General features: G+C 73.1%; 12 protein-coding genes. 8 read left to right on the forward strand and 4 right to left on the reverse strand.

Translation table 11 applies throughout. The features are described from left to right. Positions 1 to 430 (reverse strand): IMP dehydrogenase (locus ASF38_RS18535; protein WP_235497331.1); only part of this gene is annotated, 430 nt, incomplete at its 3' end. A gap of 140 nt (positions 431 to 570) precedes the next feature. Here ASF38_RS18535 and ASF38_RS00520 point away from each other — a divergent pair. Beyond that, positions 571 to 1,656 carry a glycosyltransferase family 4 protein gene (locus tag ASF38_RS00520; protein WP_056572941.1) on the forward strand — a complete coding sequence of 362 codons (1,086 nt, stop codon included), beginning with the start codon at positions 571 to 573 and terminating at the stop codon, positions 1,654 to 1,656. Here the strand turns inward: ASF38_RS00520 and ASF38_RS00525 are convergent. Then, positions 1,616 to 2,692 (reverse strand): glycosyltransferase family 4 protein, encoded by a 1,077-nt coding sequence (locus tag ASF38_RS00525; RefSeq protein WP_056572944.1) that lies wholly within the window; start codon positions 2,690 to 2,692, stop codon positions 1,616 to 1,618. The two genes, ASF38_RS00520 and ASF38_RS00525, sit on opposite strands and share 41 nt — an antisense overlap. 295 nt (positions 2,693 to 2,987) lie before the next feature. On the opposite strand from ASF38_RS00525, the gene ASF38_RS00530 reads away from it, so the two are divergent. From ASF38_RS00530 to ASF38_RS00545, 4 genes are all read left to right on the forward strand, one after another. After that, a complete protein-coding gene (locus tag ASF38_RS00530; RefSeq protein WP_056572949.1) occupies positions 2,988 to 3,992 on the forward strand; it encodes a class I SAM-dependent methyltransferase in 1,005 nt (334 codons plus the stop codon). Further along, on the forward strand, positions 3,985 to 5,073 hold the full coding sequence (locus tag ASF38_RS00535) for a GDP-mannose 4,6-dehydratase (RefSeq protein WP_156366728.1): 1,089 nt from the start codon (positions 3,985 to 3,987) through the stop codon (positions 5,071 to 5,073). Before ASF38_RS00530 ends, ASF38_RS00535 begins: the two co-directional genes overlap by 8 nt. 127 nt (positions 5,074 to 5,200) lie before the next feature. Then, the gene (locus ASF38_RS00540; protein WP_156366729.1) at positions 5,201 to 6,025 is read left to right on the forward strand and encodes an FkbM family methyltransferase; all 825 of its coding nucleotides are present in this window, start codon (positions 5,201 to 5,203) and stop codon (positions 6,023 to 6,025) included. A gap of 7 nt (positions 6,026 to 6,032) precedes the next feature. Further along, positions 6,033 to 7,274, forward strand: a complete 1,242-nt coding sequence (locus tag ASF38_RS00545; RefSeq protein WP_056572957.1) for a DUF563 domain-containing protein — start codon at positions 6,033 to 6,035, stop codon at positions 7,272 to 7,274. Between the two features lie 32 nt (positions 7,275 to 7,306). On the opposite strand, the gene ASF38_RS00550 is transcribed toward ASF38_RS00545, so the two are convergent. Beyond that, entirely contained in the window at positions 7,307 to 8,032 is a 726-nt protein-coding gene (locus ASF38_RS00550; protein WP_056572960.1) for a methyltransferase domain-containing protein, read from the reverse strand. Positions 8,033 to 8,079: 47 nt separating this feature from the next. Here ASF38_RS00550 and ASF38_RS00555 point away from each other — a divergent pair, with 47 nt between their 5' ends. Then, the gene (locus ASF38_RS00555; RefSeq protein WP_056572964.1) at positions 8,080 to 8,841 is read left to right on the forward strand and encodes a hypothetical protein; all 762 of its coding nucleotides are present in this window, start codon (positions 8,080 to 8,082) and stop codon (positions 8,839 to 8,841) included. A 94-nt stretch (positions 8,842 to 8,935) separates the two neighbouring features. On the opposite strand, the gene ASF38_RS00560 is transcribed toward ASF38_RS00555, so the two are convergent. Continuing rightward, entirely contained in the window at positions 8,936 to 9,901 is a 966-nt protein-coding gene (locus tag ASF38_RS00560; protein ID WP_056552797.1) for an NAD-dependent epimerase/dehydratase family protein, read from the reverse strand. Between the two features lie 237 nt (positions 9,902 to 10,138). On the opposite strand from ASF38_RS00560, the gene ASF38_RS00565 reads away from it, so the two are divergent. Together ASF38_RS00565 and ASF38_RS00570 are read left to right on the forward strand one after the other, a co-directional pair. Further along, positions 10,139 to 11,593, forward strand: coding sequence for a polysaccharide biosynthesis tyrosine autokinase (locus ASF38_RS00565; RefSeq protein ID WP_056572967.1), 1,455 nt, complete (start codon positions 10,139 to 10,141; stop codon positions 11,591 to 11,593). Between the two features lie 11 nt (positions 11,594 to 11,604). Next, positions 11,605 to 13,026, forward strand: coding sequence for an O-antigen ligase (locus tag ASF38_RS00570; protein WP_056572970.1), 1,422 nt, complete (start codon positions 11,605 to 11,607; stop codon positions 13,024 to 13,026). Positions 13,027 to 13,161: the final 135 nt, after the last annotated feature.

Raw genomic sequence — 13,161 nt, forward strand, 5'->3', positions numbered from 1 at the left:
CCACCTCGAGCCCGTCGCGCTCGGTGACCACGCCCAGCGGGCGGCCGTCCTCGACGACGAGCAGGGCCCCGTGCGCGCGCTTGGGCAGGAGGCTGAGCGCCTCGCCGACCGTCATGCTCGGCGGGACGGTGACCGGGGTGTCGTACAGGGTGTGCGCGGCCTTGACCTGGCGGACGGTCGCGGCGACCACGTCGAGGGGGATGTCCTGCGGGATGATCGCGATGCCGCCGCGACGGGCGATCGTCTCCGCCATGCGGCGGCCCGAGATCGCCGTCATGTTCGCGACGACCAGCGGGATCGTCGTGCCCGTGCCGTCCTGGGTCGACAGGTCCGCGTCGAACCGTGAGGTGACGTCGGAGCGTCGCGGGACCATGAACACGTCGCTGTAGGTCAGGTCGTGGGCGGGCTGCAGCCGGTTGAGGAACTCCACCCGAGGAGTCTAGGCGGGACGCCCCGGCCGGCCCGGCCCGATCCGACCGCATCCGGGCGCCGCGGTCCCTAGACTCCTGCGGAGGCCGACGAAGGGACGACGATGGCGCAGGTGACGGACGTCGACGCAGGGCTCGACGCGTGACGGGGTCGTCCGTCGTGGTGCGCGTCCTCGGGCCGCTCCCACCACCGCCGCACGGGGTCGCCATGGTGACGCGGCACGTGCTGGAGCGGCTGCGCGAGGTCGACGACGCCCGCGTCGTCGTGCACGACACCGGGGCCGCGCCGCGCACGCTGCCGCAGCGGCTGCGCGCGATGCTCACGGGGGCGGTCGGCCTGCTCGCCCCGACCGGCCCGAGGCAGCGGGTCTACGTCGCCGGGGCGGCGGGCGAGCTGCTCTGGTTCCAGCTGGCGGTGGTGGGCCTCGCGCGGCTCCTTCGCCATCGCGCTGTCTTCCACCACCACACGTTCAGCTACCTGCACGAGCGGGCCCGCGTGATGGCCCTGCTGACCCGCGTCGGAGGTCCCCGCCTGGAGCACGTGGTCCTGTGCCCGGAGATGGGCGCGAGGCTGCAGGAGCTCTACCCGTCCGCGCGGACGGTCACGGTCTGCTCGAACGCGGGCCTGCTCGGGCCGTCGGAGCCTCGGCCCGCGTCCTCGGGTGCCGAGGAGACGCTCGTGCTCGGCATGCTCAGCAACCTCACCCTCGAGAAGGGGGTGGCGACGTCGATCGAGACCCTGCGCCGGCTGCTCGACGCCGGGGTGGCGGCGCGGCTCGTCCTCGCCGGACCCTGCGTGGGCGAGGAGGTCGAGCGGCTCGTGCTCGACGCGGTCGAGGACCTCGCAGGCCACCTGGAGTGGCTGGGGCCGCTCGACCCCGCGGAGGTCGACGGGTTCTACCGCGGGATCGACCTGTTCCTGCTGCCGAGCACGTACCCCACCGAGGCCGAGCCGCTCGTCGTCCTGGACGCCTCGCGCCACGGCGTGCCGTCGCTCGTGCACGCGACCGGGTGCCTGCGGGGCATGGTCGGTGCGGGCCAGGCGATCGGCCTGGACGACGACTTCGCCGACCGTGCCACCGCGCTCGTCGTCGATGCCGCCGTGGAGGACCCCGCGGAGGTCGTCGAGCGCTTCGAGCGGCGCCAGGCGGCCGGTCGCGACGCCCTGACGTCGTTGCTCGCGCGGCTCAGCGGTCCGTCGAGCGCAGGGCGGCCGTCCGCCAGGTGAGCTGCTCGTGCAGGTGCTGGGCCCAGCCCGCCGAGCTCGTCCGGGCCCCGAGCGCCCGACTCACGTCGGACATGCCCGCCAGACGGTCGGGCCCGGCCGCCGTGATCCGCGCCATCGCCTCGGCGAGCGCGTCCGCGTCGTCGCCCGGGACGGTCCACCCGTTGAGCCCGTCCTGGACGAAGAACGGCGCGGCGCCGACGAAGTACGTCGACACGATCGGCAGCCCGCTGAGCGCCCCCTCGTGCAGGGTGACGCCGTACGGCTCCACTCGGGAGGGGACGACCAGGCAGGACGACTCCCGCATGAGGCGGGCGACGTCGGTCGGCTGCTGGAAGCCGAGCATCCCGACGCCGGGGATCCCGTCGAAGCAGTCGGCCATCGGACCGATGCCGGCGACGTCGAGGGCCCACGGCTCGTCGACGCGCGAGCGGTAGGCGCGGTACGCCTCGGCCAGGACGTCCGCACCCTTGTGGTGGACCAGCCGGAGCGCGGCGAGGAAGCGTCGTCGGTCGGCGATCTCGGCTCCGTCGCGCGGGCCCGACCCGAACACCGTGGTGTCGGCGCTCAGCGAGCCGCGGATGACGTCGGCCTCGCCGAAGCCTAGCCGGCGGGCGAAGTGCTCGGTGCGGTCGCTCGGCACCATCACTGCGTCGAAGAGCGAGCGCACCCACCAGGGTGCGACGGCGCGACCGAGCCACTGCTTCGGGACGTTGCGCCAGATGTTGTCCATCCAGAGCACCCGCAGGGTGCCGGCCGGCAGGGCCTTGATCGCCTCCCGGAAGGGTGCGTAGTGCCAGGAGTGCATCAGCACCGCGTCCGGGGCGAAGGCGCGGACGGCGTCGCGGACCTCGCCCGGCGCGGGGTCGTCGCGCCAGGTGTGGAGCGTCGCGTACTCGTCGTGGCGGTGCGACGCGTACTCCGTGTTGGCGGTCTGCTCCTCCGTCGCGATCAGCAGCTCCACGCCACGCGCCGCGAGCTCGCGGCAGGCGGCGTCGTTGAAGCCGGCCCAGCCGGTGGCGAGGATCGCGACCCGCACGGGCTCAGCGGGCGCGCGCCGCGGTGCGGGCAGGGGTCGACGGGCGAGGATCCACGGGGGAACCCTAGCCTGACCCGCCCGTCGGAGGAGCCGGTTCGGCCCGGGTCGTGCACCGTGGCCGTGACGCTGCGACACCCGTGACGCAGACGTCGTGCGTTTTCGCGTTTCGGCGCCCCGGAGCGCTCCCGATTCGGTACGTTGCACGGGATCCCGATCTCGTCCTGCCGCGACTGGCACGGCCCGAGGCACCGACGTCGCCCTGCCGAGCAGGAGGGGCGGACCCAGAAGGCGGAACATGTCCTCCACGCCCTCCGAGCCCGTGCGCCGGTCGCCCAAGGAGCGCGCGGCACGCGTCCTCCCCGCGACCGTCGTCGAGCGCCTCGACACCTTGGTCTTCAACGCCAGGAAGGGTCGTGTCCGGACGGTGCGCAAGGCCATGGGCGCCGCGGGCCTCAACGTGGTCAAGCGGTCCGACTACTACTCCACGCTGCCCGTGCTGGAGGACATCGAGCGCACCCGCGAGCGCTGGGACCGGCCGAGCGCCCTGGCCGGGCTCGACCTGGACGTGCCGGCGCTCACCGACCGGCTCCGCGCGCTGGCCGAGCGGTGGGAGGAGGAGTTCGTCGCGGTGACCGGCGACTACCTCGAGAACACGCGGCGCGGGTTCGGACCCGGGTACCCGCAGCTCGACGCGCGGACGCTCTACTACCAGCTGCGCGAGCACAAGCCGCGCCGCTACCTCGAGGTGGGGTCGGGGCTGTCGACGTACTACGCCTCCCTCGCCGCGGCGCAGAACGCCGCCGAGGGCTCGCCGCTCAGCCTCACCTGCATCGAGCCGTACCCGTTCGACGCCCTGCGCACCCTGCCCGACTTCGAGCTGGTCGAGGGCTTCGTGCAGGACGTGCCGCTCACGACCTTCGAGAACCTCGACGACGGCGACGTGCTGTTCATCGACTCCTCGCACGCCCTCAAGATCGACAGCGACGTGGCGTACCTCTTCCTCGAGGTGCTCCCGCGCCTGGCTCCCGGCGTGCACGTGCACATCCACGACGTGCACTTCCCGTACAACACGCCCTTCCCGGCCGACACCTGGTTGTTCGGCGAGCGCTGGCCCGTGTACTGGAACGAGGCCATGGTCGTGCAGACGTTCCTCGCCTTCAACTCCGCGTTCGAGGTCACGCTCTCGACCCCGTTGGTCAGGCACGCGGACGAGTCGGTGCTGACCTCGCTGCTCGACGACTACGTCCCGCTCGCCGACGACCCGAACCCGCCGTCGTCGCTGTGGATCCGCCGTGCCTGAGACTGCTCCCGTCCCCCCTCCGGGGACGGGGAAGGAGTCCGCGACCGCCGGATCCCGACCGCAGGGTCGCGTCGCGCTGGTGACCGGTGTGGCCGGCCAGGACGGCATGTACGTCTCCCGCCTGCTGCTGAGCCGTGGCTGGACGGTCGTCGGCACGATCCGACCGGGCACCCGCAGCGTCGAGCGCATGCGCCCGTACCTCGACGGCGTGACCCTGGTCGAGCACGACCAGCGCGACGTCGAGGGCTTCGAGCGGCTGCTCGAGGCCCACCGCCCGGACTCGGTGTACAACCTGGCGGGCTTCAGCGCCGTCCAGGCGAGCTGGCAGGCGGCCACGGAGGTCCTGCTCACCAACAGCGTGGCGGTCGTCGACATGCTCGAGGCGATCGTGCGGCTGGGGGAGCGCACCGGCTCCATGCCCCGCTTCCTGCAGGCCTCGAGCGCCGAGATGTACGGACCGGCGACCACGGGCCCCCTGACGGAGGCGGTGGCGCACGACCCACGGACCCCGTACGCGGTGTCCAAGAGCGCCGCCCACTACGCCGTCAACGCCTATCGCGACCGGCACGAGGTGTTCGGCTGCGGGATGATCATGTTCAACCACGAGAGCCCGTTCCGTGGTCGCCAGTTCATCGCGGGCAAGGTCGCGCGGCTGGCCGCCGAGGTGTCCCGCGGGATGCCGTCGCGCATGACCCTCGGTGCGCTCGACGTCGAGCGCGACTGGCTCTCCGCGGCCGACGTCGCCGCCGGCCTGGTGGCCGCGCTCGACCACGACGCACCGGGCGACTACATCCTCGCCACGGGGCACGGGCACACGCTGCGCGACATGCTGACGGTCGCGTTCGCGGCGGTGGGGCGCGACGACGCGCTCGACCACGTCGACCTCGAGCCCACCTTGTGGAGCGCGATCCAGGCGGCCCGGCTGGTCGGCGACCCGTCCCACGCGCGCGAGACGCTCGGCTGGCGTCCGACGGTCGACTTCGAGCAGCTCGTCACGGGCATGGTCGAGGTGGAGCTGGAGCGGCTCGCCTCGGGGGTCGAGGAGTCGGCCCACTACCTCCGGCCGGACGGAGCCCGATGAGTCCGACGAGTCCGCGCGAGACGGCCCCCGAAGCGGTCTCGCCGCACTACAGTTCTCAGTGGTGCGCGGACGTCGCGTCGCCGCTGCCGCGCGGCCCCGAGCCGCAACTTTCCCACGAGGTGTGACGATGGCGAGATCAGCAGGTCTGGTGGCCCGACGAGTCCGGCAGACGGTCGGGGGCTTCTCGAACGGTGTCGGTGTGCTGGGCGCGATCGCCCGCCGGTCCGTGACCGGGGGCCCGGCGGAGCTCGAGTACCGCACCAAGGACGGCCTCGCGCTGGTGATCCCGAACGAGGGCGGCGCGCGCGTGCCGGTCTACGAGATCCTCGTGGAGGACGAGTACCGGCTCGACTGGCTCACGGCCGGCCTGCGGGCCGACGCGGTCGTCCTCGACATCGGCGCCCACGTCGGCTGCTTCTCCGTGGCGGCGGCCCACCGTCTGCCCGGGGCGCGGGTCGACGCGTACGAGGCGTCGCCGACGACCTCCGGGTTCCTCACGCGCAACATCGCGCTGAACGACATGGGCACGCGCGTCCACGGCAACAACCTGGCCGTGCGGGCCGAGGCCGGTGAGCTCGAGATCGCCGACTACGGCGCCGCGAGCGGCCACAACGGCGTGCTGCACCTGGACGAGGCCGACGTCGCGCGGGTGACCGTCCCGGCGGTCTCGATGCGCGAGGCCCTGCACGTGAGCGGACGCTCGGCCGACGTCGTCAAGATCGACACGGAGGGCGGCGAGTACGACATGGTCCTCGGCTCCGACCCCGCCGACTGGAGCGGCGTCCAGCGCGTCGTGCTCGAGTACCACGACCTGCCCGGTCACTCGTGGGAGGAGCTGGAGACGTTCTTCGCGTCGGCCGGGCTCGCCCTCGCCGAGCGCAAGCCCTACGCCGACGGCCTGGGGCTGGCCTGGCTGAGCCGCAGCGGCGAGCCCGGCCCGGCGCCGCGCTGACCACCGGGTGAGCAAGCTTCCCTCGCGCCTGCAGCCGTTCTGGCCCGTCGCGAAGCGCGTCCATCGGCTCCTCACGCTGCTCGTGGGGGTGGTCGGGCGCGCCCTGCGCCCGCTCGCCGGTGCTCGCGCGGTGCCGCGTGGCGCGGTGGCGACGGTGGGCGACTGGGCCGCCCGTCCCGAGGACGGTGTGCTCCTGCACGGCTGGCGCCCGCCGACCCCGCTCGGCCGCACCCCGCCCCCCGGCGAGCCGACGGCGCACTGGGTCTTCTCCCGCGCCGACCGCACCGTCGCGCCGGCGACGTTCTGCCTGGAGGTGCCCGACGGCACCGTGGTGGGCGGCACGGGCGCCGTCATCAGCCGCAGCGGCCTGCTCGACGTCGAGACCAGCCCCTACTTCGGCACCTCGACCTGGCGCGAGCACCCCTTGTTCCTGCGCGGTCGGCTCCCACCGGTCACCCGCGTGCCGGGTGACGTGCTCGTCCTGGCGACCCGGGGCAGCGCCAACTACTACCACTTCCTGACCGACGTGCTGCCGCGCATCGGCGACTACCTCGAGCGCGTGCCAGGGGCCGACCCCGAGGTCACGCTGCTCGTCCCCCAGGAACGTGCCTGGCAGCGCACGCTGCTCGAGATCGCCGGCTACGGCCACCTGCCGACGGTGCCCGACGACCCGGCGGTGTCCGTCCGGGCGGAGCGCGTGTTCGCGCCGTCCGTCCCGAACGTGCTCGAGGTGGCCCCGGAACCGGTGGTCTCCTGGGTCCGCGAGCACCTGAGGCCGTCCGTGGACGCCGACCCGACACCACGACGCCTCTACGTCACCCGGGGTGCCGTGCCGAACACGCGCCGCGTGGTCCGCGAGGACGAGCTCCGGGAGGGCCTGCTGGCCCGAGGCTTCGAGGTCGTGGAGCCGGGGTCGTTGTCGCCCCAGGAGCAGATCGACACCTTCTCCGCAGCCGAGATGGTGGTGGGTCCGCACGGGGCCGCGCTCACCAACCTGCTCTTCGCGCCGGCCGGCGTCACCGTGCTGGAGCTGTTCACCGCCTCCTACGTGAACCAGTGCTACTGGTCGATCTCGTGCGGGATCCCCGAGGCGCACTACGAGTACCTCGTCGACGGAGACGTCGCGCGCCACGGCGACGGGTCGGCCATGAACGCGATCCTCGCCGACATCGCCGTCGACCCCTCCCGGGTGCTGGCGGTCGTCGACCGGCTCCTGGCCGAGCGCCACGGGGTCCGTGCCGAAGGCTGACGTCCACCCCGCGACGCGGTGGCGCGGGACCCTCAGGCGAGGTCGATCAGCGAGACGTCGGGCGGACTCTCGGGTGCCGGCCCGGCCTCCTTGTCCACCCGGGCCCGCCAGGCGGTCGTGAGGTGCCGCAGCCGCAGGCCACCGGTGTGGGCGGTGTTCTCCTCGAAGAGGACCCGTACCCGCGCGAGGGCGGCGTCGTCGACGGGCTGGGCGCCCGTCTCCCGGGCGTACTGCAGCAGTCCGGAGAGGTCGAGCTCCTCCCACGAGGCGACGTCGAGGGTCTCGGCCGGCTCGAAGAGGCCGGTGTCGGCCAGGGCCGCGTCGTGCCGGGTGCCGGCGTCCTCGCGACGTCCGACGAGGTCGCGCAGCCGCCGCACCCACGGGATGGACTCGTCGTGGGACCGGGCGAGGCTCGAGACCACCCCGCCGGGGCGCAGCACCCGGGCGTGCTCGGCCAGGAGCGTCGCCTCGGTGGCCAGGCGTGGGGCCACGACGGCGTCGAAGGAGCCTGCCTGGAACGGCAGGTGCTCCACCGTGGAGCGGACGTAGAGGACGTCGGGGGAGCGGACGGAGCGCACGTCGGGTCCCACGACGACCACCTCGTGGCCCTGTGCGCTGAGCCGGTAGGCGAGGGGCGAGTCGCCGACGAGCAGGACGCAGGCCAGGCGGTCGCCGACGAGCCACTTGGTCACGCGCGCGGCGGACTCGTCGGACCCGGGCGCGGACCGACGGGCGGCACGGTCGAACAGCTCGCTCACCCCCGCAGGCTACCGGTCGCACCGTGCCCGCTCGGTACGCTTCGGGCGTGTCAGCTCCCTCCGACCCGTTCCTGCCCGCAGCCAGCCTGGAGGGCGTGCCGTCGGCCTTCGCGGCCACGCGCGACGGCATCGACGCGCTCCTGCGCGACCGTGGCCTGCGCCGGAGCACCCCGGAGGACACCGCCAGGTCCCTCCTGCTGGGGGCGGTGGCGACCGCCCGGCTCGAGGGCAGCGACCTCCCCGCCGTCGTCGACGACCACGACCCTGCGGTCGAGCTGCTCGCGGCCGGCGGCGGCGACGCCGTCGCGCGTGCCGCGGTCCGGCTCGGCACGGAGCTGCTGGGGCTCGTGCCGGTGTGGAGCCGATCGCCGCTGCAGGCGTTCGCGCGCCTGCACGCCCTCGCCGCGGCCGGCAGCGTGCCCGACGACGCGCTGGGTCGGCCCGCGGACGCCGCCGGCGCTGCCCGGCTCGGCGAGCTGGCCCGGGTCGTCGCCCTGCCCACGGAGGCGCCCGGTCTGGTGGTGGCGGCCCTCGTCCACGCCGAGGTCGCGACGTCGGGCGCCTTCGCGGCGCACGGCGGGATGGTGGCCCGTGCCGCCGAGCGGCTCGTGCTCGTCGTCAAGGGCGTGGACCCGGCCTCGGTCGTGGTCCCGGAGGCGGGGCACGCCGCCGAGCCCGCCGGGTACGGGGCGGCCCTCACGGCCTACGCCCGGGGCGACGCCACCGGCATCCAGCAGTGGCTCCAGTACGCCTCGCAGGCCCAGGCCCGGGCGGCCGAGGCCTCGCCGTTGGCCGCGGCGTCCCGCTGACCGGCCCGTGTCGACCCGAACGGGCTGACCGGAGCGGGCGCCCGGCGCACGACGACGCCCGGCCACCTCTCGGGCGACCGGGCGTCGGCAGGGGTCAGACGCGCGGGGCGAGCTGGTCGTAGATCCAGGCGTAGGTCTTCTCCAGACCGTCGCGCAGCGAGATCGAGGGCTCCCAGCCGTAGATCTCGTGGAACATCGTGTTGTCGCTGTTGCGGCCGCGCACGCCCTGCGGCGCGGTGAGGTCGTGCTCCTTGCTGACCGTGATCCCGGCGATGTCCTCGAGGATCCCGATCATCTGGTTGATCGTCACGAGCTCGGACGAGCCGAGGTTGACCGGCTCGACGTTCTCGCCGGCCAGGATCTCCTGGGTGCCGCGCACGCAGTCGTCGATGTACATGAAGCTGCGGCTCTGCTCGCCGTCGCCCCACACGTCGATGGTGTGCTCACCGGTCAGCTTGGCCCAGGCGATCTTGCGCGAGAGCGCGGCGGGCGCCTTCTCGCGGCCACCCTCGTACGTGCCGTCGGGGCCGTAGACGTTGTGGTAGCGAGCCACCCGGGTCTGCAGGCCGTAGTCCTCGCGGAAGTGGCGGGCCATGCGCTCGCTGAACAGCTTCTCCCAGCCGTAGCCGTCCTCGGGCTCCGCCGGGTACGCGTCGGACTCCTTGAGCGCGGTCACGTTCGGGTCGGTCTGCTTGGTCCCGTTGTAGACGCAGGCCGAGCTGCTGTAGAAGAACTGCTCGGTGCCGGCGTCGCGCGCGGCGACGAGCATGTTCGTGCTGGTGAGCACCGAGAGCATGCACTCGGCCTTGTTGTTCTCGATGAAGCCCATGCCACCCATGTCGGCGGCCAGGTTGTAGATCGCCTGGGTGCCGACCGACATCTTGTGGGCGTCGCCCATGTCGGAGCAGTCCGCCACGAGGCTCTCGGCGTCGTCGTGCACCTGGTACCACTCGGACGTCGGCTTCTTGTCGACCGCGCGCACCTCGCGTCCCTGCGCCAGCAGGTCCGCCACCAGGTGGCCGCCGATGAAGCCGCCCGCTCCCGTCACCAGTACCGTCATCGCCTTGCCTCCGTGGGAAGTCTGGGTCGGGCTGCTCGCCGCGACCACGCCGTCGTACCCGTAACAACGACCGACCGCCGAGACGTTACGCGTCGGCCGCGATCTCCGGACCGATCCGGGCGTGACAGGTGGGGCTCCTGATCGTTCACCGAAGTGGAGCGAGCGAGACGTCCGACCGGGGCAGATCGCCTACACTCAGCACACCCGCCGAGCTCGGCGGGAGGAGGAGGGAAAGCCGTGGAGCTACGGCAGTTCTTGGGCGCCCTGCGCATGCGATGGGTGTTCAGCACCCTCACCTTCCTCGTGGGCGCCGCGCTCACCGCGGCGGTGGTCCTCCTGATGACGCCGCAGTACGGCTCCAGCGTCAAGCTGTTCGTCTCGACCCCCTCCGGCGGCTCGGCCGAGTACGCCGCGTCGTTCATCGTCACGCAGCGCGTCGCGTCCTACGCCGAGCTGGCCACCGACCCGTCCGTGCTCCAGCGCGTGGTCGACAAGCTCGACCTCGACACGAGCTACGAGGACCTCGAGGGCCAGGTCTCGGCCTCGGTGATCACCGGCACCCAGACCATCGAGCTCGACGTCACCGCCGACACCCCCGAGCTGGCCCAGCAGATCGCGAAGGCCGAGGCCGAGGAGGTCGTGGCGCTCGTCGAGCAGCTCGAGCGGCCCGCCGTGAAGGACGAGGAGCCGGCCATCGCGGCCCGGATCGCCGCCGAGCCCAGCATCAGCGACACCCCGGTCTCGCCCAACCTTCCGCTCAACATCGGCATCGGCCTGCTGCTGAGCCTCTTCGTGGCGATCGTCGGCGCGCTCCTGCGCGACCTGCTCGACCGCACCGTGAAGTCGCGCCAGGACGCCGAGAAGATCAGCGGCCACTCCGTCCTCGTCACGCTGCCCTACGACCCGCAGGTCAAGAAGACCCCGCTCGCGACCGAGGCCGGAGGCAGCCTCGCCGAGGCGTTCCGCGTGCTGCGCACCAACCTGCAGTTCGCCGACCTGGACTCCCAGCGTCAGGCGATCCTCGTCTCCAGCGCCCTGCCCGACGAGGGCAAGACCCTCGTGGCGACCAACCTCGCGCTCACGATGGCGCAGTCGGGTCGTTCGGTCCTGCTCATCGACGCCGACATGCGCAACCCCAACGTCGCGGAGCTGCTCGGTCTCGAGAACTCCGTGGGCGTGGTCACGGTCCTCGTCGGACGCACGAGCATCGACGAGGCGACCCAGCCGCACTCGAGCGGCATCTCCTTCCTGGGCACCGGTCCCACCCCGCCCAACCCGGCCGAGGTGCTGGACACCCAGGCCATGCGCGACCTCATCGCGCGGGTGCGCAAGGACTACGACGCGGTCATCATCGACGCCCCGCCGATGCTCCCCGTCGCGGACGCCTCGATCCTGCTCACCGAGGTCGACGGCGCCCTCCTCCTGGTGCGTCACGGCTCCACCACCCGCGAGCAGCTGCGGCTCGCCGTCAGCCGCATCGAGACCGTCGGCGGGCGCCTCTTCGGCACCATCTTGAACCGCACCCCGCGTCGGGTCGGTGACGCCGACGGCTACGGGTACGGCTACGGGCACGGCTACGGCTACGGGTACGCCCCGACCGTCGACACCGACTCCACGCCGACCGCTGCTCCCGCCGCCCCGCCGGACCCGGAGCCCGGGGGCCGCCGCATCGGCCGCCGCGTGAAGCGCTGAGCAGGGTCGACATGGCCGTCTCGAGGCTGGTCCTCCCCACTCCGGACACCGATCGGCTCTCCACGCCTCGACGCCGTGCCGTCGCGGCCTGGCTCCTCCCGGTCGGTGCCGTCGGTGCCCTGCTGGCCGTGCTCATCCCGATCTCGGTGAACGGCGCCGTCGGCGCCGGGCTGGCCCTCGCGGTCGCCGGCACCCTGCTGATGCTGGCCGTCGTCGGGCTCGAGCGGACGGCGATCGTCGTCCTGGCCGTCGGCATCGCGCTGTCCCCGCTCGACAACTTCCGGCCCGTCGGCGCGATCGCGTTCGCCGCGCTGTCCGACCTGGTCCTCCTCGCCGGCCTCCTGCTCCTGGTGCTCGTGCTGCTGGGCCGTCGGCTGCCGGGGGAGTGGCTGTTCCTCGGGGCGGCCGCCGCCCTGGTGGTCGTCGGCCTCGTCTCCTCCGCCGGTGCCGAGGCCCCCGGCGCGAGCCTCAACAGCCTGCTCAGACTCGTGGTCGGTGCGCTGCTGCTCCCGCTGGCCTTCATGGTCTGGCGGCCCTCGAGGCGGGTCGTGGTCGGCTTCGCGCTCGCCTACGTGCTCGGCAACATCGGCAACCTCGTGGCCGCCTACACCGTCGGCGGGGCCTCCTGGGACGGTCGCCGGATCGGCTACTCGACCCATCCGAACATCATGGGTCTGTGCGCGATGCTCGCCCTCGCGCTGCTTCCGTTCCTGCTGCGGGTGCTCCCGCGCCGCTGGTCGTGGGCCGTCGTCCTCATGGGCGGGGCCTGCGCGTGGGGCGTCTGGATCAGCGGCAGCCGCGCCGCACTGATGGCCGCGGTGGCCGTCGCCGTCCTCTTCGTCGTCATCGAGCGCCGCGTCGAGATCGCCCTGGTGCTCTTCGGGCTGGCGATCCCCGCGATCTACGTGGTGGGCCAGGCGGTGACCGGCAACGGGGCGTCGCAGAACAACGTGCTCGGTCGTCTGCTCGGCGGCGGCACGGCAGCCGGATCCGACCTCGACCGCGAGAACCTCGCCAGGATCGCGCTCGACGCCTTCACGTCGCACCCGCTGCTCGGCGTGGGGCTGGGCGACGTCATGGCGGCGCACAACATCTACCTGCAGGTGGCGGCAGCGGTCGGGATCATCGGTCTGGCCGTCTACCTCGTGCTGCTCGGGTCGGTGGCCCTGCGGGCGATCACCCTGCCCCGCCCGTGGAACCTGCTCGTGCTGCCGGTGCTCGGCTACGCGCTCATCGGGTCCCTCACGACGATCCTGTGGGACCGCTACGTCTGGGCGGTCCTGGCGCTGCCCTTCCTCCTGTGCCTGGGAGACCGGGACGAGGACGGCCAACCCTCCGACGAACCCGCGAGCGAGGGCACGCTGCCGGAGGGCACCGGTTCGGCCGGACTGGTCGCCGGTCCGCAGAGAAGGACGGCGCCACCGCTCGGGTGACGCCGTCCATGGGTCCGGCCGCGCTGCAGCTACCAGGCGTGCACTTCGTCATCGTCGCCTCGGGGCCGCTCGTCGCGGATGTCCCGGGAGCGACTGCCCAGTGGGACGGGAGATCGCCGCGTGGGTACTGAGGTG

It is taken from the genome of Aeromicrobium sp. Leaf272 (assembly GCF_001422865.1).
Classification (GTDB): Bacteria; Actinomycetota; Actinomycetes; order Propionibacteriales; family Nocardioidaceae; genus Aeromicrobium.

Coding starts and splice junctions, on each gene's coding strand:
- ASF38_RS00530 (WP_056572949.1), top strand. CDS start 2,988: ATGTCCTCCACGCCCTCCGAGCCCGTGCGCCGGTCGCCCAAGGAGCGC.
- ASF38_RS00540 (WP_156366729.1), top strand. CDS start 5,201: ATGGCGAGATCAGCAGGTCTGGTGGCCCGACGAGTCCGGCAGACGGTC.
- ASF38_RS00560 (WP_056552797.1), bottom strand. CDS start 9,901: ATGACGGTACTGGTGACGGGAGCGGGCGGCTTCATCGGCGGCCACCTG.
- ASF38_RS00570 (WP_056572970.1), top strand. CDS start 11,605: ATGGCCGTCTCGAGGCTGGTCCTCCCCACTCCGGACACCGATCGGCTC.